Consider the following 19,949-nt stretch of genomic DNA (forward strand, 5'->3'; position numbering starts at 1 on the left):
CCTCCCGGCCTCCCGCCGAAGCCCGCCCACGCCCCCGCCGGCCCCGGCCCGTCCCTCGCCGACTGGCTGCGCACCCCGCGCAGCTCCGACGGGCCCGGCGTGTGGACGTACGGTCACGTGCCGCGCGCCGCCGAGGAGCCCGAGCGGACCCCGACCCGGCAGCTGATCAGCGGTGCGCTGATCGCCTTGCTGGCCGGGCTGCTGCTGTGGTCCCTGCTGTGGAACGGCTACCTGGGCGGCTTCTGGCTCTGGCCGCTCTACATGTTCACGCCCGACTCCTGGGCCGGGACGCTGCCCTCGGTGGTGGCCGCGTACATCTGGTACGCCCTGGTCGCCATCGCCCTGACCGTCGGCTTCGGCCGGCTCGGCCGCTGGCCCGAACTGGCCCGCCGGATGCTCGGCAGCCGGGCCGTCCAGGCCGTGCAGGCCGCCGTACCGGCCCGACCCGAGGAGGGCGGCCCCGACGATCCCGCCGGCTGGCCGCAGCTGCGCGGGGCCGGACTCGGGGAGATCGCCGACCGGCTCGGCGCCGAGGTCGGGGCCGGCCGCATGAACGACGTGGACTACGCGCGGATCCGGCGCGCCTGGGAGTCCGTACGGGCCGACCCCTCCCGGGCCGTGGCCTTCGCCGACTCCGTCCGCGACAAGGGCGCGGGCGCCTGCATCCACCCCTCCGGGGCCCGGGACCTGCCCGTCCGCGCCGCCCGGCACGATCTGCTGGCCCGGCAGGTGCTGCTCGGCACGGTCGACGACAGCGCGCGCAACCCGTACGGCCGCCGCGGCACCCGCCTCGCCCTCGACCCCGCCGTGCTCGGCACCTCGCTGCTCGCCGTCGGTCCCTCCGGAGCGGGCAAGACACGGCAGCTGGTGCGGCCCGTCGTCGAATCGCTCGCCCTCCAGGCGCTGGCCGGGCAGGCCGCCGTCATCGCCGTCGCCTCGGCCGGCACCCAGCTCGGGCCGGACACCGCGTACGACGTCGTGGTCCGCGTGGGCGATCCCGAATCCGTCTACGACCTCGACCTCTACGGCGGCACCACCGACGCCGACGAGGCGGCCACCCTGCTCGCCGAGGCCTTCGTCGGCGACGTCCCCGGCATGGAGGTACGCCGGGCCGCGACGGCCCTCGCCCAGCTGCTCGGCCCGTTCCGCACCGCGTACGGCCGCTTCCCGGCCGTGCCCGAACTGCGCGAACTGCTCGACCGGCTCCCGGCCGCCCTCGGCGGGCTGCGCACCGCCCTCGAAGACGCCGGACAGCACGTGATGCTCCGCGAACTCGACGCGCGGGAACGGCAGTACGGGGCCCACGGCGACCCGGGACCGGCCCTCGCCGACCGGGTGGCCCTGCTCGACCGGCCCGCGTTCGCCGGCTTCTTCGACACCACCGGGCAGGGCAGGCCCTTCTCGCTGCGCGCCCTGGAGCACCCGCTGCGCGTCCGCATCGACCTGCCCGAGCGCGGCCACGCCGACGCCTCCCGGATCCTGGCCCGGCTGCTGCTCGCACAGTTCAACGCCAGCGCCGCGGCCCGCGCCGACCGCTCCCTGTTCGCGTTCCTCGCCTTCGACGACGCCTCGCACACCCTGACCCCACAGACCGTGCGCGGCCTGCAACGGCTCCGCTCGGCGAACGCGGGCGTCCTGCTCACGCTGCGCACCCTGGACGACGTACCGGAGGCGCTGCGCACCCCGCTGCTGGGGGCGGTCGGCTGCCGGATGGCCTTCTCCGGGGTCACCACCTGGGACGGCAAGCGCTTCGCCGAGGCCTGGGGCACCGCGTGGGTGGAGACGCGCGACGTCACCCACCGGACGGTCTTCGCCGACCAGCCGCTGACCCGGGCCATCCACGCCTTCCGCAAGCTGGTCACCGGCAAGGCCGTGACCACGGACGCGGTGACCGTACGGCAGGTGGAGCGGGAGCGGTGGTCGGCCTCCGAGCTGGCGCACGCCGTACCACCCGGGTACGCGGTGCTCTCGCTGACCTCGGTCCAGGGGGAACGGGCGGCCCCGCTGCTGGTGCGGCTGGCCGCCACGGGCTGAGCCGACCCGTACGAGGTGGCAGAATCGAGGGGAGTCGTTCATACGACAAGGCGAAATTGCGAAATTCCCGCCGCGCGCCTTCCCCCTCCGCCGTACCCCCTCTCTCCTCATAAGGCCCCTGGTACCCGATGCCGCTCACGCTCGCCTCACTCGTCCAGCACTCGGCGCTCAAGCTCAGCGTCCGGGCGGGGGAGGGCCGCCTCGACACCCCCGTGCGCTGGGCCCACGTCAGCGAGCTCGCCGATCCCGTCCCCTATATGGAGGGCGGCGAGCTGCTCCTGATCACCGCGATGAAGCTGGACGCGGAGGATCCGCAGGAGATGCGCCGGTACGTACGCCGCCTCGCCGCGGCGGGGGTCGTCGGCATCGGCTTCGCCGTCGGCGTGAACTACGACGCGATCCCCGAGGCCCTGGTCGAAGCCGCGCGCGCCGAGGACCTGCCGCTGCTGGAGGTACCGCGCAGGACCCCGTTCCTCGCGATCAGCAAAGCCGTCTCGGCGGCGCTGGCGGCGGACCAGTACCGCGCGGTGACCGCCGGCTTCGAGGCACAGCGGGAGCTGACCCGGGCCGCGCTCTCCGCCGACGGGCCCGCCGAGCTGCTGGCGAGGCTGGCGGCGCACGTGCACGGCTGGGCCGCCCTGTACGACACCTCGGGCGCGGTGGTCGCGGCCGCCCCGGAGTGGGCCGCGCGGCGGGCCGCCCGGCTGACCCCCGACGTGGAGCGGCTGCGGGAGCGGCCGGCGCCCGCGAGCGCCGTGGTCGGCGGGTCGGAGGACCGCGTCGAGCTCCAGTCCCTCGGGACGGGCCGGCGGGCCCGAGGCGCGCTGGCCGTCGGCACGGGGGCCCCGCTGGGCACGGCCGAGCGGTACGCCGTGCACTCGGCGGTGGCCCTGCTGACCCTGACCACCGAGCGGTCGAGGTCCCTGCACGACGCCGAGTCCCGGCTGGGGGCGGCGGTGCTGCGGATGCTGCTGGACGGGGAGGCCGAACACGCCCGGGCGGTGGCCGGGGACCTGTACGGGGCGCTGCTGGAGGCGCCGTTCCGGCTGATCGTGGCGGAGCCGGCGCTGCCGGGGACCGCGCAGCCGGAAGGGCTGGCGCTGCTGGCCGACGCGGTGGAGTCGGCGGCCGCCCGGGCGGGGGAGGCCCTGCTGGTGGTGCCGGAGCCGGGGCGGCTGGTGGTGCTGGCGGCCGACGGGGGCGCGGCGGTGCAGGCCGCCGCGGAGCACGCGGAGGCGCTGGAGTCGCGGCGCGGGCGGGATGCGACCGGTCCGGAGCCGGACGAGCTGGTGGTCGGGCTCTCCGCCGCCGCGGTGCCCTCGGGGGTGGCGGCGGCGTTCAAACAGGCGGACCAGGCGCTGGCGGTGGCCCGGCGGCGGGGCCGGACGATGGTGGAGCACGAGGACCTGGCGGCGGGGTCGGTGCTGCCGCTGCTGGCGGACGACGCCGTACGGGCCTTCGCGGACGGCACGCTGCGGGCGCTGCGCGAGCACGACGAGAAGGGGCGCGGCGACCTGGTGGCGTCGCTGCAGGCGTGGCTCTCGCGGCACGGGCAGTGGGACGCGGCGGCGGCCGATCTGGGCGTGCACCGGCATACGCTGCGCTACCGGATGCGGCGGGTCGAGGAGATCCTCGGCCGTTCCCTGGACGACCCGGACGTGCGCATGGAGCTGTGGCTCGCCCTCAAGGCCACCTCGCCCGCCGCATAGCGCGGGTGGTGCGGGGTCGCCGCCGCGCCGCGCCGCGCGGGTCCGGGCGGCGGCGTCGCGCGGGCGACACTGACAAAGCGGCGCGGCGGGCGCCCGTCATGCTCCACCCCGGCTAAACGCCGAAACCCGGACGGAGTCCTACGGTGGAGGGGACAAGGACCCCGCACACACTCGAAGGGCCGGGATTCGCATGACTTCCACCCACGCCTTCTGGCTCGCCGGCCGCCAGGCCACCGGCGAGGACAGCTTCGACGTCCACTCCCCGTGGGACAACCGGCTCGTCGGCACCGTCAGCGTGCCCACCGACGCCCAGGTCGAAGAGGCCGTGGCCGCGGCGCACGCCGTGACGGCCGAATTCTCCGCGACTCCCGCCCACGTCCGTGCCGCCGCCCTGGACCACGTGTCCAAGCGGCTCACCGAGCGCACCGAGGAGATCGCCCAGCTGATCTCCGCCGAGAACGGCAAGCCCATCAAGTGGGCCCGCGGTGAGGTCGGCCGTGCGGTGTCCGTGTTCCGTTTCGCCGCCGAAGAGGCCCGCCGCTTCAACGGCGGAGAGGCCCAGCGCCTGGACACCGACGCCGGCGGCGTCGGCCGTCTCGCCCTGACCCGCCGCTTCGTCAAGGGCCCGGTCCTCGGCATCGCGCCGTTCAACTTCCCGCTGAACCTGTGCGCCCACAAGGTGGCCCCCGCCATCGCCGTCGGCGCGCCGATCATCCTGAAGCCGGCCCCGGCCACACCGCTGTCCGGTCTGATCCTGGGCGAGCTGCTCGCCGAGACCGACCTGCCGGCCGGTTCCTGGTCCGTCCTGCCGGTCGCCAACGACAAGATGCCGGCCCTGGTGAAGGACGAGCGCCTGCCCGTCATCTCCTTCACCGGCTCCGACAAGGTCGGCTACGCCATCCAGCAGTCGGTGCCCCACAAGCACTGCACCCTGGAGCTCGGCGGCAACGCCGCCGCCGTGGTCCTGGACGACTGGTCCTCCGAGGCCGACCTCGACTGGGCCGCGACCCGCATCGCGACCTTCTCGAACTACCAGGCCGGCCAGTCCTGCATCTCCGTGCAGCGCGTGATCGCCGACGCCTCCGTCTACGACCGCCTCGTCGAGAAGGTCGTCGCGAAGGTCCAGGCCCAGGTCACCGGCGACCCGTCCGACTCCGCCACCGACGTGGGCCCCCTCGTCTCCGAGGACGCCGCCCAGCGCGTCGAGTCCTGGGTCGACGAGGCCGTCTCCGCCGGAGCCAAGCTGCTCACCGGCGGCAAGCGCGAGGGTGCCTCGTACGAGCCGACCGTCATCGCCGACCTGCCCGCCGACACCACCCTCGCCGTCGAGGAGGTCTTCGGGCCGGTGCTGACGCTGACGAAGGTCGAGAACACCGACGAGGCCTTCGCCGCCGTCAACGACTCGAAGTTCGGCCTGCAGACCGGCGTCTTCACCCGGAACATCCAGACCGCGTTCCGCGCCCACCGCGAGCTCGAGGTCGGCGGTGTGATCGTCGGCGACGCGCCGTCCTACCGTGCCGACCAGATGCCGTACGGCGGAGTGAAGCAGTCGGGTGTCGGCCGCGAGGGTGTCCGCTACGCGATGGACGACTACACGTACGAGCGAGTCCTGGTCCTGACCGGCCTCGACATCTGATTCTCGTACGGCCAAAAAGCCGACGGCCGGAGCCTACTGTGCGGGGGCTCCGGCCGTCCCCCTTTTCCCGCGGGCCCGGATTGGGTACGACTCACAGGTAGCACCGGCCAGTAGGCCGGTACCACCGACTCCTGCGGCGAGGTGAGCCCGCTCATGTCCGCAACACAGCCCGCACAGCCCAAGGTGACCGAGCGCGAGGCACGGCAGGTCGCGGAAGCGGCCCGGGAACAGGACTGGCGCAAGCCCAGCTTCGCCAAGGAACTGTTCCTGGGGCACTTCCGGCTCGACCTGATCCACCCGCACCCGATGCCCGCGGACGAGGACGTCCGGCGCGGCGAGGCCTTCCTGGCCCGGCTGAGGGCGTTCTGCGAGACCGAGATCGACGGACCGCGCATCGAGCGCGAGGCGCGGATCCCCGACGAGACCGTGCGCGGGCTCAAGGAGCTCGGCGCCCTCGGCATGAAGATCGACCCCAAGTACGGGGGCCTGGGCCTCACCCAGGTGTACTACAACAAGGCGCTGGCCCTGGTCGGCTCCGTCAGCCCCGCCATCGGGGCCCTGCTCTCCGCGCACCAGTCGATCGGCGTCCCGCAGCCGCTGAAGATGTTCGGCACGCAGGAGCAGAAGGAAACCTTCCTGCCGCGCTGCGCGACCACCGCCATCAGCGCCTTCCTGCTCACCGAGCCGGACGTCGGCTCCGACCCGGCGCGCCTGGCCACCACCGCCGTGCCCGACGGCGACGACGCGTACGTCCTCGACGGGGTGAAGCTCTGGACCACCAACGGGGTCGTCGCGGACCTGCTGGTGGTGATGGCCCGGGTGCCGAAGTCGGAGAACCACCGTGGCGGGATCACCGCCTTCGTCGTCGAGGCAGACTCCCCCGGGATCACCGTCGAGCACCGCAACGCCTTCATGGGCCTGCGCGGTCTGGAGAACGGCGTCACCCGCTTCCACCGGGTCCGGGTGCCCGCCGCGCAGCGCATCGGCGCCGAGGGCGCCGGGCTGAAGATCGCCCTGACCACGCTGAACACCGGCCGGCTGTCCCTGCCCGCCATGTGCGTCGGCGCCGGGAAATGGTGTCTGAAGATCGCCCGCGAATGGTCCGCCGTCCGCGAGCAGTGGGGCCGACCGGTCGCCCGGCACGAGGCGGTCGGCGCCAAGATCTCCTTCATCGCCGCCACCACCTTCGCCCTCGAAGCCGTCGTCGACCTCGCCTCCCAGATGGCCGACGAGGACCGCAACGACATCCGCATCGAGGCCGCCCTCGCCAAGCTCTACGGCAGCGAGATGGCCTGCCTGATGGCCGACGAGCTCGTCCAGATCCGCGGCGGGCGCGGCTTCGAGACCGCCGAATCGCTGGCCGCCCGCGGCGAGCGCGCCGTCCCCGCCGAGCAGATGCTGCGCGACCTGCGCATCAACCGGATCTTCGAGGGCTCCACCGAGATCATGCACCTGCTGATCGCCCGCGAGGCCGTCGACGCCCACCTGTCGGTCGCCGGCGACCTCATCGACCCCGAGAAGGCGCTCGGCGACAAGGCCAAGGCCGGAGCCCGCGCCGCCGGGTTCTACGCCCGCTGGCTGCCCAAGCTCGCCACCGGCCCCGGCCAGGTCCCCGGCGCGTACCGGGCGTTCCACCCGGGCGGCCACCCCGACCTCTCCACCCACCTGCGCTACGTCGAGCGCAGCGCCCGCAAACTCGCCCGCTCCACCTTCTACGCCATGTCCCGCTGGCAGGGCCGGATGGAGACCAAGCAGGGCTTCCTCGGCCGGATCGTCGACATCGGCGCCGAGCTCTTCGCGATGAGCGCGGCCTGCGTGCGCGCCGAGCACCTGCGGGCCTCCGGGGAGCACGGCCGCGAGGCCTACCAGCTGGCCGACGCCTTCTGCCAGCAGTCCCGGATCCGCGTCGAGGAGCTCTTCGGCCGGCTCTGGTCCAACACCGACGACCTGGACCGCAAGGTCGTCGCGGGCGTCCTGTCCGGTACCTACACCTGGCTGGAGGAGGGAGTGCTCGACCCGTCCGGCGACGGCCCCTGGATCGCGGACGCCACTCCCGGCCCCTCGACTCACAAAAACGTGCACCGTCCCATCCGCTGACCTGAGAGGATCGATCTCAGGCGCACTGATGTACGGGTACGGGCAGGCGTACGCCTACGCCTACCGGCACGAGGGCAAGGCGGGCAGCGATGTCGACGGCCGTGGAAGACCGCAACAGCCGGCGGCTGGCATGGTGCGTGGCGCACGTCCTGCGCCACGCACCGGACCACATCGCCCTCGACCTCCTCGGCCGGCTCGACTGGCCGACCCGCAAGTACCTGTGCCGTGACGAGTGGCTGCCCGCCTCGGCCGTCACCCTGCTCCTGCGCCACGGCAGCGAGGCGGACCGCCACTTCATCGCCCGCAACCCCCGCGTCGTCGGGCGGCCCCTGCCGGGGCTGCCCGGCCCGGCCCGGTACGCCCGCCGCCGGACCCCGCCCGAACTGCTGCCCGTACTGGCGGCCGAGCTCGGCCGGGACCCCGCCGACGGCGCCCTCACCACCGAGGAGCTCATCGGCCTGCTGCGCCGGCACGGCATACGCAGGCCCCGCGTCGCCCTCGACGTCCTGCGGCTCCCGTACGTGCTCGACCCGCGCGAGGCGGCCGCCGCGCACGAGCGGCAGCCGCTGCCGGCCGGCGCCGTGGAGGCGCTGCTGCTCGTCGCGGAACTGCCCGACGACACCGTCGGCGCGCTGCTCGCCACCCCGGCCGCCGTCCGGGACGGGCACTCCTGGCACCGGCCCGCCGTACGCGCCGTCCGGATGGGCCGGCTCACCCACGAGGAGCTCGTCGCCTGCGTGGCCCCCGCCCGCCACACGCTGCTCCTCGGCCATCTCCCGCCCGGACCGGGCCTGCGCTGGACCCTGCCCGAGCAGGCCGGGATGCGGACGGCCGTCACCCGGGCGCTGAACCCGCTGGGGGACGACCCCCGGCTGTGGTCCGAACTGCTGCGGCACGCCCCCGGCTTCGCCGGGCCGCTGCCGGACCTGGTGGCCTCCGTGGTCGCGGGGAGCCTGCCCGGGCCGCAGAGTGCGGCCGCACCGGCCACACCGGCCGCTCCGGCCGGCCCCGTGGAGCACGACGGGGCGGCCCTCGCGCGGGCCGTGCGCCACCTGGCCCCGACGGCCGCCGAGCCGGTGACCGGGGGAGTGGAGCGGGAGCTCGCCCTGGCCAGCCTCGCCGTCCCCATGGAGACCGTCCAGGAGGACATCCGCTGGGTACGGGACTGCCTGGACCGGGGGCTGCTCACCGGCGCCGACGTGGTCCGGCACAAGCTCCCCGCCTGCTGGGCCCTGGACGAGGACCACTGGCTCGGCGACGTGGACCACCCCGACCGGCACGACCGCCCGGAGGCCGTGCTCGCCGCCCGCGCCGAGGCGGACCGGCTGTTCGCCCTCGCCCTCCGCGAGGACCCGGACGCCTGGTGGCGGGTGGCCCGTACCCTCCCCGACTTCGCCGGAACGCTCCCGCACCTGCTCCTGCGGGTCACCGACGGGGACTCCGTGTCCACGCGCCCCTGAGTTGCGGCAACAATGGGGGGCATGAGCGACCGCCCAGCCCCCCTCGCCGATCCGCACCTCCTCTTCGACCCCGCGGCCGGCCGGCGGGACATCGTCATCCTCGGATCCACCGGGTCCATCGGGACCCAGGCCATCGACCTCGCCCTGCGCAACCCGGACCGGTTCCGGGTGACCGCGCTGTCCGCCGCCGGCGGGCGCGTCGGGCTGCTGGCCGAGCAGGCCCGGCAGCTGCGGGTGAACACCGTGGCCGTCGCCCGCGAAGACGTCGTACCGACCCTGAAGGAGGCCCTGAACGCCCAGTACGGCGCTTCGGAGCCGCTGCCCGAGATCCTGGCCGGGCCCGACGCGGCGACCGAGCTCGCCGCCTCCGAGTGCCACACCGTCCTCAACGGCATCACCGGCTCCATCGGCCTCGCGCCCACGCTCGCCGCGCTGCGCGCCGGGCGGACCCTGGCCCTGGCCAACAAGGAGTCGCTGATCGTCGGCGGCCCGCTGGTCAAGGCCCTCGCGAAGCCCGGCCAGATCATCCCGGTCGACTCCGAGCACGCGGCCCTGTTCCAGGCTCTCGCCGCCGGCACCCGGGCCGATGTGCGCAAGCTGGTGGTCACCGCCTCCGGCGGGCCCTTCCGCGGACGTACCCGCGCCGAGCTGGCCTCGGTCACCGTCGAGGACGCCCTCGCGCACCCCACCTGGGCCATGGGCCCGGTGATCACCATCAACTCGGCGACCCTGGTCAACAAGGGGCTGGAGGTCATCGAGGCGCACCTGCTCTACGACATCCCCTTCGACCGCATCGAGGTCGTGGTCCATCCGCAGTCCTACGTCCACTCGATGGTGGAGTTCTCGGACGGCTCCACGCTGGCCCAGGCCACCCCGCCGGACATGCGCGGACCCATCGCGATCGGCCTCGGCTGGCCCGAGCGGGTCCCGGACGCGGCCCCCGCCTTCGACTGGACCAAGGCGTCGACCTGGGAGTTCTTCCCCCTCGACACCGAGGCCTTCCCCTCGGTCGGCCTCGCCCGGCACGTGGGCACGGTTGGCTCCACCGCCCCGGCCGTGTTCAATGCGGCGAACGAGGAGTGCGTGGAGGCGTTCCTGGCCGGTCGGCTGCCCTTCACAGCAATCATGGATACGGTCTCTGCCGTGGTCGATGAGCACAGGACGCCGGACGCGGGAACTTCCCTGACCGTCGCGGACGTCCTCGAAGCGGAGACCTGGGCCAGGGCCCGGGCACAGGAGATGGCGGCGCGGGCCGCCGTGGAGGCGCGCGCATGACAGCACTCATGACGGTGCTCGGAATACTCATCTTCGTATTCGGGCTGCTCGTCTCCATCGCGTGGCACGAGCTCGGCCACCTGTCCACGGCCAAGCTCTTCGGCATCCGCGTGCCCCAGTACATGGTCGGTTTCGGCCCGACCATCTGGTCGCGGCACAAGGGCGAGACCGAGTACGGGATCAAGGCCATCCCGATGGGCGGCTACATCCGCATGATCGGGATGTTCCCGCCCGGCGAGGACGGCAAGGTGACCGCCCGGTCGACCTCTCCGTTCCGCTCGATGATCGAGGACGCCCGTTCGGCGGCGTACGAGGAGCTCCAGCCCGGCGACGAGACGCGGCTGTTCTACACGCGCAGGCCGTGGAAGCGCGTGATCGTGATGTTCGCGGGCCCGTTCATGAACCTGGTGCTGGCGCTGGCGATCTTCTTCGGCGTCTGGATGAGCTTCGGCATCAACCAGACGACCACGCAGGTCGCGACCGTCTCCCCGTGCGTCATCCAGCAGAGCGAGAAGCGCGAGGTCTGCAAGACCGGCGACCCGGTCGCCCCGGCCAAGGCCGCCGGGCTCCAGGCGGGCGACCGGATCGTGGCGTTCAACGGCCGCAAGGTGGCCGACTGGGCCGCCCTGCAGAAGCAGATCCGCGACACCGTCGGTCCCGCCACCGTCACGGTCGTGCGCGGCGGGCAGCAGCAGACCCTCCCCGTCAAGCTGATCGAGAACAAGGTCGCCAAGACGGACGGCCACGGCGGGTACGTCAAGGGCCAGTACGTGACCGCCGGCTGGCTCGGCTTCAGCCCGAAGAGCGAGATCGCCCCGCTCTCCTTCGGCCAGTCCGTGGACCACATGGGCGAGGTCGTCGACAACAGCGTCCAGGGGCTGCTCAAGCTGCCCGCCAAGATCCCGGCGCTGTGGAACGCGGCCTTCAGCGGAGCCGAGCGCGAGCCCGACTCCCCGATGGGCATCGTCGGCGCGGCCCGGATCAGCGGCGAGATCGCCACCCTGGACATCCCGGCCGAGCAGCGGCTGGTGTTCTTCCTCCAGCTCGTCGGGTTCTTCAACCTCTCGCTGTTCCTGTTCAACATGCTCCCGCTGCTCCCGCTGGACGGCGGGCACATCGCGGGCGCCCTGTGGGAGTCGGTCCGGCGCACCGTGGCGCGCGTGTTCCGGCGCCCCGACCCCGGCCCGTTCGACGTGGCGAAGCTGATGCCCGCCGCGTACGTGGTGGCCGGCGTGTTCGTCTGCTTCACGCTGCTCGTGCTCGTCGCCGACGTGGTGAACCCGATCAAGATCACCTAGTACGTCCGCACCTGTGCGAGGCGTACAGGAGCCGCAAGGGAGCCGGGCACGCATCGTGCCCGGCTCCCTACGTTCGGGTGTTCCAGACCCTCGGATGCGTGGGCGGCCCCGTGGTTGGCGTAATCTCGAAGCCTGGAGCCCGCCGATCTCGGGACCTTGATCCACACCTTGGGGTTGCACAGCAGATGACTGCCATCTCTCTCGGAATGCCGGCCGTGCCGACGAAGCTTGCCGACCGCAGGGTCAGCCGCAAGATCCAGGTCGGCTCGGTGGCCGTCGGCGGCGACTCACAGATCTCGGTGCAGTCGATGACGACCACCAGGACCTCCGACATCGGCGCGACGCTCCAGCAGATCGCAGAGCTCACCGCCTCCGGCTGCGACATCGTGCGCGTGGCCTGCCCGACGCAGGACGACGCCGACGCGCTCGCCGTGATCGCGAAGAAGTCGCAGATCCCGGTCATCGCCGACATCCACTTCCAGCCCAAGTACGTGTTCGCCGCGATCGACGCCGGCTGCGCCGCCGTCCGCGTGAACCCGGGCAACATCAAGCAGTTCGACGACAAGGTCAAGGAGATCGCGCGGGCCGCCAAGGACGCGGGCACCCCGATCCGGATCGGCGTCAACGCCGGCTCCCTCGACGCGCGACTGCTGAAGAAGTACGGCAAGGCCACCCCCGAGGCGCTGGTCGAGTCCGCGCTGTGGGAGGCCTCCCTCTTCGAGGAGCACGGCTTCAGCGACATCAAGATCTCGGTCAAGCACAACGACCCGGTCGTCATGGTCAACGCCTACCGCCAGCTCGCCGCCCAGTGCGAGTACCCGCTGCACCTCGGCGTCACCGAGGCCGGCCCGGCCTTCCAGGGCACCATCAAGTCCGCCGTCGCCTTCGGCGCACTGCTCTCCGAGGGCATCGGCGACACGATCCGCGTCTCCCTCTCGGCCCCGCCGGTCGAGGAGATCAAGGTCGGCATCCAGATCCTGGAGTCCCTGAACCTCAAGCCGCGCCGCCTGGAGATCGTCTCCTGCCCGTCCTGCGGCCGCGCCCAGGTGGACGTCTACAAGCTGGCCGAGGAGGTCACGGCGGGCCTCACGGGCATGGAGGTCCCGCTGCGCGTCGCGGTCATGGGCTGCGTCGTGAACGGCCCGGGCGAGGCCCGCGAGGCCGACCTCGGCGTCGCCTCCGGCAACGGCAAGGGCCAGATCTTCGTGAAGGGCGAGGTCATCAAGACCGTCCCCGAGTCGAAGATCGTGGAGACCCTCATCGAAGAGGCGATGAAGATCGCCGAGCAGATGGAGAAGGACGGCATCGCCTCCGGCGAGCCCACCGTCGCCATCGGCGTCTGAGCACACCGGCGTCGTCCGGGCCCCGCGCCCGGCACCCCGCACGCATCGGCCCCGGCCCCGTTCCCGCAGCTCGCGGGCGGGGCCGGGGCTCTTTCGTGACCCGTGGGACCAGGCATCCTCCGGTGACGCCGGGTACAGTGCGGAGATCAGCAGACTTGTATGGTGAGGCCCCAGTGTTGACGCAGACCACCACCCGGGTCCTTGAGCCCAGTGATCTCGACGCCGCCCTCGAAGTCCTCGGGCGCGAGCCGGTCGAGAACGCCTTCGTCACCTCCAGGGTCCAGGTCGCCGGACTCGACCCGTGGCGCCTGGGCGGCGAGATGTGGGGCTACTACACCGACGGCCGGCTGCGCTCCCTCTGCTACGCGGGCGCCAACCTCGTCCCCGTCTGCGCCGACTCCGACGCCGTCCGGGCCTTCGCCGACCGAGCCCGCCGCACCGGCCGCCGATGCTCCTCCATCGTCGGCCCCGCCGAGGCCACCCGGCTGCTGTGGCGGCTCCTGGAGCCCAGCTGGGGCCCCGCCCGCGACGTCCGCTCCCACCAGCCGCTCATGGTCACCGAGCAGTCGTCCGCCGACGTGCGTCCCGATCCGCTCGTGCGCCGGATCCGCAAGGACGAGATGGACCTGATCATGCCCGCCTGCGTGGCCATGTTCACCGAGGAGGTCGGCGTCTCGCCGATGGCCGGCGACGGCGGGCTGCTCTACCAGGCCCGGGTCGCCGAGCTGGTCGGCACCGGCCGCTCCTTCGCCCGCATCGAGGACGGCAAGGTCGTCTTCAAGGCGGAGATCGGCGCCGCGACCGCCCGCGCCTGCCAGATCCAGGGCGTGTGGGTGGACCCCGAGTTCCGCGGCCGCGGGCACTCCGAGACCGGGATGGCGGCCGTCGTCGACTTCGCGCTGCGCGACATCGCTCCCGTGGTCAGCCTCTACGTGAACGACTTCAACACCGCGGCACGGGCCGCGTACCGCCGCGTCGGCTTCCGCGAGGTGGGCGCCTTCATGAGCGTGCTCTTCTAGACGCACCGCTCGCACGCCCTGGCACCGCCGCGTGCGGGACGGGGGCCGTGGGGACGCCGGCGGGGGGCGCCCAGTAAGGTCGCGGCATGCTGCCTACCCCCGAGGGCGACGGCCCCGACCGGCCCGCCGGACTCCGCATCGGTCCCCTCGACCTCGCCGACCGCGTGGACGAGGCCCTGCGCGTGCAGGCCGTGGCCTTCGGGCTCAGCGAGGAGGAGGTCGGCATCCGGCGCTACATCGTGCAGCGCCACATGACCTGCCGCGGAGCCCGCGCCCTCGGCGCCTTCACCGAGGACGGGGCCCTCGCCGGGTTCGTGTACGGGATGCCGAACGACCGGGCGTACTGGTGGTCCTCCGTCGTCGAACCGTACCTGCGGACCGAGGGGCTCGACGGCTGGCTCGACGGCTCCTTCGTGATCACCGAGCTGCACGTCCACCCCGGCTTCCAGGGCCGCGGAGTCGGCCGCACCCTCATCACCCGGCTCACCGACGCCGCCGAGGAGCCCCGCTCCATCCTCTCCGCCATCGACACCGAGAGCCCGGCCCGCGGGCTCTACCGGGCCCTCGGCTACACGGACCTGGCCCGCCAGGTGCACTTCCCGAGCGCGAGCCTCCCGTACGCCGTGATGGGGGCCCCGCTGCCGCTGCGCCGGCCCTGAAACGGTTTCCGAAGGGCCGCGTGCCCCCGATAGCCTCCGGGCATGTCATCGCAACACGTGCAGCGCATGTCCCGCCTCATGGCCAAGACCCTCCGCGAGGACCCGGCCGACGCGGAGACCCTGAGCCACCGGCTCCTCGTCCGCGCCGGCTACGTCCGCCGCAGCTCCGCCGGCGTGTGGACCTGGCTGCCGCTCGGCAAGAAGGTCCTCGACAACGTCTCGCGCATCGTCCGCGAGGAGATGGACGCGATCGGGGCCCAGGAGGTGCTGCTCCCGGCGCTGCTGCCGAAGGAGCCGTACGAGGTCAGCGGGCGCTGGTCGGAGTACGGGGACCTGCTCTTCCGGCTCAAGGACCGCAAGGGCGCGGACTACCTGCTCGGCCCCACCCACGAGGAGATCTTCACCCTCGTGGTGAAGGACCAGTGCACGTCCTACAAGGACCTGCCGGTCATGCTCTACCAGATCCAGACCAAGTACCGCGACGAGGCCCGGCCCCGGTCCGGCGTGCTGCGCGGCCGCGAGTTCCAGATGAAGGACTCGTACTCCTTCGACGTGAGCGACGAGGGCCTCGCCGAGTCGTACGCCCTCCACCGGGCCGCGTACCAGCGGATCTTCGAGCGCCTCGGCCTGGACCACCGCATCGTGTCCGCCGTGTCGGGCGCGATGGGCGGCTCGGCGTCGGAGGAGTTCCTGGCGCCCGCCGCGGCGGGCGAGGACACCTTCGTCGACTGCCCGTCCTGCGACTACGCGGCGAACACCGAAGCCGTCACCTTCGCGCTGGCCCCGGTGGACGCCGAACACCCCGCCATCGAGGAGGTCGACACCCCCGACACCCCGACGATCGAGACCCTCGCCGCACACCTCGGCGTGCCCGCTTCGGCGACGCTGAAGAACCTCCTGGTGAAGGTCGACGGCGAGATCACGGCCGTGGGCGTACCCGGCGACCGAGAGGTGGACCTCGGCAAGCTGGGTGAGCATCTGGCTCCGGCGGTCGTGGAGTTGGTGACCGCCGAGGACTTCACCGACCGCCCCGACCTGGTACGCGGCTACGTCGGCCCGCAGGGCCTCGGCAAGGTCCGCTACCTCGCCGACCCCCGTGTCGCGCCCGGCACTTCGTGGGTGACCGGCGCCAACAAGCCGGACACGCACGCCCGGAACGTGGTCTGCGGACGCGACTTCGAGGTGGACCGGTACCTCGACGTGGTCGTCGTCGAACCGGGCGACCCCTGCCCGCGCTGCGGCGCCGGGCTCCGGCTGGACCGGGCGATCGAGATCGGGCACATCTTCCAGCTGGGCCGCAAGTACGCCGACGCCTTCGGGCTGGACGTGCTCGGCCGCGAGGGCAAGCCGGTGCGGGTCACGATGGGCTCGTACGGGATCGGCGTCTCGCGGGCGGTGGCCGCGCTGGCCGAACAGACCGCCGACGAGCGGGGCCTGGCCTGGCCGGCGGCGGTGGCCCCGGCGGACGTCCACGTGGTGGCGGCCGGCAAGGCCGTACAGCTGGGGCTCGCGGAGCGGGCGGCCGAGGCCCTGGCGGGGTCCGGGCTGCGGGTCCTGCTGGACGACCGCGCGGGCCTGTCCCCGGGCGTGAAGCTCACGGACGCGGAGCTGATCGGCGTCCCGTGGATCCTGGTCGCGGGCCGCCGCTCGGCGGACGAGGTGGTCGAACTCCAGCACCGCGCCACGGGCACCCGCGAGGAACTCCCCCTGGCGGAAGCCCTCGCCCGCCTGACGTGACCCCGCACGGCGGCCCTCCGTACTAGCCGGCCGACGGCTCGTCACCGCCCGGCCGGGCGGAGCCGGGGGCGGGCCCCTCCGCCCCGGGCTCCGGCGGTGCGCCCGCCGCCGCGCGGCCGGGCTCCGGCGAGGCGTCCAGCGCCGCGGGGCCCGGGTCCGGCGAGGCGTCCAGCGGAGCGGGGCCGGGCTCCGGCGCGGTGACCGCGGGCGGGGGCGGCGGCGTGGTGACCGCGGGCGGTGCGGCCTGCGGCGCCGCCTCCGCCCCGCCCGGCGCCGGGGCCGCGCGCTCCAGGAAGCGCAGGAGTTCCACCGGGAACGGCAGGACCAGCGTGGAGTTCTTCTCCGCGGCCACCGCCACCACCGTCTGGAGCAGCCGCAACTGCAGCGCCGCCGGCTGCTCCGACATCACCGCCGCCGCCTCGGCCAGCTTCTTCGAAGCCTGGAGCTCCGCATCGGCGTTGATGACGCGCGCCCGCCGCTCGCGGTCCGCCTCCGCCTGCCGCGCCATCGACCGCTTCATCGTCTCCGGCAGCGAGACGTCCTTGATCTCGACCCGGTCGATCTGCACGCCCCAGCCCACCGCCGGGCTGTCGATCATCAGCTCCAGCCCCTGGTTCAGCTGCTCCCGGTTGGACAGCAGATCGTCCAGGTCCGACTTGCCGATGATCGAGCGCAGCGAGGTCTGCGCCATCTGCGACACCGCGAAGCGGTAGTCCTCGACCTCGATGATCGCGTTCGCCGGGTCCACGACCTTGAAGTACACGACCGCGTCCACCCGCACCGTGACGTTGTCCCGCGTGATGCCCTCCTGAGCGGGCACCGGCAGCGTCACGATCTGCATGTTCACCTTCCGCATGCGGTCGACGAACGGGAGGATCATGGTGAAGCCCGGCCCCCGGACCCCCTTGCGCAGACGGCCGAAACGGAAGACCAAGCCCCGCTCGTACTGGCGCACCACGCGTGCGGCCACACCCGAGTACGCCGCGATGGCCGCGGCCGCCGCGATTCCCACTGCCAGCAAGTCCTGGACCATGACGGCCTCCCGCGAGGCGCCGACCGCAATCCACGAGGCACCCCGTATCTACGGTATGCCCTACAGCCAGGCCGCGAATTCCAGCAGCAGCTCCGCCTCCCGGCGCCGCCCCGCGGCCAGCGCCCGGTTGCCCGACTCCACCGCGCGGAACAGCGTCCAGCCCCGCAGCCGGTCCCGGTCCAGCTCCAGGGAGTCGGCCAGCTTGTTCACCCGGCGCCGGGCGCCCGCCGCCCCCGCCGAGGAGGCGACCTGGTCCTCCAGCCGGTCCCGGACCAGCCGCGCCAGGTCGTACGCACGGTCCCCGACCAGCGGATCGGGACCCACCGCCAGCCACGGCGCCCGCTCGCCCGCCAGTACCTTGCCCTGCCGGAAGTTCCCGTGCAGCAGGAGCTCCTCCCCGGGCAGCGCCGTCAGCTCCTCGCGGACCGCGAGCGCGGCGGAGGCCAGCGCCCCGGCCTCCGGCGCGGCCTTGCGCAAGGCCTCCGCCTGCTGCGCGGTGCGCTCCGCCACCGTCTCGAAGGGGTGCCCGGCCGGCAGGGCCACCCACAGCCGGCGCAGCGTCCCGCACGCCTCCAGCAGGGCCTTCGCCTCCGGCAGCGAGCGCAGCGACACCTCCGGGTGGAGCCGCTCCAGCAGCAGCGCCCCGTCCTCCTCGTGGTGGCGGGTGTCGAGGACCCGTACGGCGCCGAAACCGCCCCAGTGCGCCAGCGCGGCCAGCTCCCGGTCGGGCCGGGCCTGCGGGGGAGCCAGCTTCAGCGCGGCCGGCGTCCCGTCGGCGTAGTGGACGAGGAGGACCAGACTGCTCCGGCCGCCGGGGGCCTGCACCCGCTGGGCCCGCACCCCACGCCGTGCCAGCGCCTCCTCGGCGAGCCGGGGCAACTGCCCCAGCCAGTCCGCGTTCTGCGCCGAATCCGGCGTCTCGCCGAGCGCCCGTACAAGCCGCTGCGGCGGTTCGAAAGCCATGCGTGCGTGATCCCTTTCAGCTGGTCCGAGCTCGTTCTCCACGTTCCGTGAGCCCAGGGAAGGCTACGCCGACCCCGCGCCAGCGTGCCGCGCGCACGGCCGCGGCACTCAGCGCGTCGGCCGCCTCACGGCGCAGCCGGCCGTCCGCCGCCCGCACCAGATCGGAGTACGCGCCCGCCACCCGGTCCTCGATCTCGGCGGCCAGCCGCTCGGCGTCGGCCGGGGCGCGCACCTCGAAGGGCAGGGCGTACGCCGCCTCCGCGGGCCGGGGCGAGCCGCCCATCTCGCGCACCGTCCGGGCGAGCGCGTCCCGGCGGGAGAGGTGGCCGCCGTACGCCTCGCGGGCCTCGGCCGACCGCGCGGCGGCGGCCCGGGCGCCGATGACCCCGTAGCCGTAGGCGGCCGCGTGCTCGGCGGCGAGCGCGGCCTGCGCCGCCTCCAGGGCGCGGCTCGCGGAGGAGGGTTCGGGGGTCACGGCTTGTCTCCCTGGGGCGAGGTCAGCAGATACGCGTGTACGGCGCCGCAGGCGGCCACCGAGGCCAGCAGCCGGGCCAGCTCCCCGGGCGCCCCGGCGAGGGTGACGGTCCGGGCCTCGGCGAGGCTCCGCTCGGCGTCCGCGAGGGCGGTCAGGGCCTCCTCGGGCTTCGGCGGCACGGGCTCGGCGCTCGCCACGGGGGCGCCGGCCGCGGCGGACGAGGGCGACGGGGACGGCGGGGCGGAGCCCGGGGTCTTCCCGGCCGGGGCGTCCGCGGAGGCGAACGCCCCCGCGTGCGCGGCGACCGCGGCGCGCAGCGGCGCGAGGCGCGCGGCCAGGGCCGGATGGGCGGCGGCGGTGGCGTCGTAACGTTCCAGCAGCCGCTCACTGTCCCGAACGGCCGTCTCGCGCATCCGCCGTTCGAGTGAAACCCCGGTGGCGGTGCCCGACGGGCCGCCCCCGTCGGAGCACCCGGTGAGCAGCGCGGCGCCGGCCGCGCCGGCGGCGCCGGTGAGCAGGCTCCTGCGAGAGGGCCGCGAAGGCAGGGTCCAGGGCACGGAGACGTCCTCGGAGGTGGTGGCGGGGCAGGGTGTGATCACCGTACCCGGGGGTCCGTCCCGGCGGAGGACGGCAACACCCTCCGCGACCGGATACCCTTTGACCTGACACGCGACGTAAACCACAACAGCACACGCGGCCGAGGAGTCACCCGGATGAGCACCACCCAGAGCGACAGGCTGCGCGCATTGCTGGAGCCGCTCGTCGCCGCCAAGGGCCTGGACCTCGAGGACATCGAGATGTCCAAGGCCGGCAAGCGCCGGATGCTGCGCATCATCGTGGACTCCGACGAGGGTGTGGAACTGGACGCGTGTGCCGAGCTGAGCCGCGAGGTCTCCGACCAGCTCGACGAATCCGATGTGATGGGCGAGGACGAGTACGTCCTCGAAGTGAGCTCGCCGGGCGCGGACCGCCCGCTGACCGAGCACCGTCACTACGTACGGGCGATCGACCGCCTCGTGAAGTTCCAGCTCGTCGAGGGCGGGGAACTGATCGCCCGCATCCTCGACGTGGACGACGAGGGAATGGACCTTGAGGTTCCGGGCGTGAAGGGCCGCAAGGCGACCGCCCGCCGCATTGCTTTCACCGACATCGCCAAGGCGCGGGTCGAGATCGAGTTCAACCGCAAGGACAAGAAGGAAGAGGAGGCGTAG

At 73.5% G+C, this 19,949-nt stretch carries 16 protein-coding genes; 12 read left to right on the top strand and 4 right to left on the bottom strand.

Annotated elements, in window-relative coordinates; translation table 11 throughout:
- The 11 genes from ADK52_RS30950 to ADK52_RS31000 form a co-directional block, all read left to right on the top strand.
- Positions 1-2,034 (top strand): hypothetical protein (locus tag ADK52_RS30950; protein ID WP_053693173.1); only part of this gene is annotated, 2,034 nt, incomplete at its 5' end.
- A 128-nt stretch (positions 2,035-2,162) separates the two neighbouring features.
- Positions 2,163-3,743, top strand: coding sequence for a PucR family transcriptional regulator (locus ADK52_RS30955; RefSeq protein WP_053693174.1), 1,581 nt, complete (start codon positions 2,163-2,165; stop codon positions 3,741-3,743).
- A 190-nt stretch (positions 3,744-3,933) separates the two neighbouring features.
- A complete protein-coding gene (locus ADK52_RS30960) occupies positions 3,934-5,379 on the top strand; it encodes an aldehyde dehydrogenase family protein (protein WP_053693175.1) in 1,446 nt (481 codons plus the stop codon).
- 153 nt (positions 5,380-5,532) lie between these two features.
- Positions 5,533-7,476, top strand: coding sequence for an acyl-CoA dehydrogenase family protein (locus ADK52_RS30965; RefSeq protein WP_053693176.1), 1,944 nt, complete (start codon positions 5,533-5,535; stop codon positions 7,474-7,476).
- An 89-nt stretch (positions 7,477-7,565) separates the two neighbouring features.
- Positions 7,566-8,936: a hypothetical protein gene (locus ADK52_RS30970; RefSeq protein ID WP_053693177.1), complete on the top strand. Its 1,371-nt coding sequence runs from the start codon at positions 7,566-7,568 to the stop codon at positions 8,934-8,936.
- 12 nt (positions 8,937-8,948) lie between these two features.
- Positions 8,949-10,211, top strand: coding sequence for a 1-deoxy-D-xylulose-5-phosphate reductoisomerase (gene dxr / locus ADK52_RS30975; RefSeq protein WP_199828581.1), 1,263 nt, complete (start codon positions 8,949-8,951; stop codon positions 10,209-10,211).
- The gene (locus ADK52_RS30980; protein WP_053693179.1) at positions 10,208-11,509 is read left to right on the top strand and encodes a M50 family metallopeptidase; all 1,302 of its coding nucleotides are present in this window, start codon (positions 10,208-10,210) and stop codon (positions 11,507-11,509) included. Before dxr ends, ADK52_RS30980 begins: the two co-directional genes overlap by 4 nt.
- A 185-nt stretch (positions 11,510-11,694) precedes the next feature.
- Positions 11,695-12,852 (top strand): flavodoxin-dependent (E)-4-hydroxy-3-methylbut-2-enyl-diphosphate synthase, encoded by a 1,158-nt coding sequence (gene ispG / locus ADK52_RS30985; RefSeq protein ID WP_053693180.1) that lies wholly within the window; start codon positions 11,695-11,697, stop codon positions 12,850-12,852.
- Between the two features lie 173 nt (positions 12,853-13,025).
- Positions 13,026-13,871, top strand: a complete 846-nt coding sequence (locus tag ADK52_RS30990) for a GNAT family N-acetyltransferase (RefSeq protein WP_182508533.1) — start codon at positions 13,026-13,028, stop codon at positions 13,869-13,871.
- Between the two features lie 86 nt (positions 13,872-13,957).
- A complete protein-coding gene (locus tag ADK52_RS30995) occupies positions 13,958-14,530 on the top strand; it encodes a GNAT family N-acetyltransferase (protein WP_053693182.1) in 573 nt (190 codons plus the stop codon).
- 42 nt (positions 14,531-14,572) lie between these two features.
- Complete coding sequence (locus ADK52_RS31000) at positions 14,573-16,267, top strand: proline--tRNA ligase (protein ID WP_053693183.1); 1,695 nt, start codon at positions 14,573-14,575, stop codon at positions 16,265-16,267.
- A gap of 22 nt (positions 16,268-16,289) precedes the next feature.
- Here ADK52_RS31000 and ADK52_RS31005 read toward each other — a convergent pair whose 3' ends face one another.
- From ADK52_RS31005 to ADK52_RS31020, 4 genes are read right to left on the bottom strand one after another with little or no spacing between them, the layout of a single operon-like run.
- Complete coding sequence (locus tag ADK52_RS31005) at positions 16,290-17,300, bottom strand: slipin family protein (protein WP_053693184.1); 1,011 nt, start codon at positions 17,298-17,300, stop codon at positions 16,290-16,292.
- A 60-nt stretch (positions 17,301-17,360) separates the two neighbouring features.
- Positions 17,361-18,263, bottom strand: a complete 903-nt coding sequence (locus ADK52_RS31010; RefSeq protein WP_053693185.1) for an aminoglycoside phosphotransferase family protein — start codon at positions 18,261-18,263, stop codon at positions 17,361-17,363.
- Between the two features lie 16 nt (positions 18,264-18,279).
- A complete protein-coding gene (locus ADK52_RS31015; RefSeq protein WP_030161480.1) occupies positions 18,280-18,738 on the bottom strand; it encodes a ferritin-like domain-containing protein in 459 nt (152 codons plus the stop codon).
- Positions 18,735-19,337: a hypothetical protein gene (locus tag ADK52_RS31020; RefSeq protein WP_420714959.1), complete on the bottom strand. Its 603-nt coding sequence runs from the start codon at positions 19,335-19,337 to the stop codon at positions 18,735-18,737. The genes ADK52_RS31015 and ADK52_RS31020 overlap by 4 nt, the downstream gene beginning before the upstream one ends.
- Positions 19,338-19,451: 114 nt before the next feature.
- Between ADK52_RS31020 and rimP the strand changes: the two genes are divergently transcribed.
- Positions 19,452-19,949: a ribosome maturation factor RimP gene (rimP, locus tag ADK52_RS31025; protein WP_053693186.1), complete on the top strand. Its 498-nt coding sequence runs from the start codon at positions 19,452-19,454 to the stop codon at positions 19,947-19,949.

This window comes from Streptomyces sp. WM6372 (genome assembly GCF_001279655.1).
Lineage (GTDB): Bacteria > Actinomycetota > Actinomycetes > Streptomycetales > Streptomycetaceae > Streptomyces.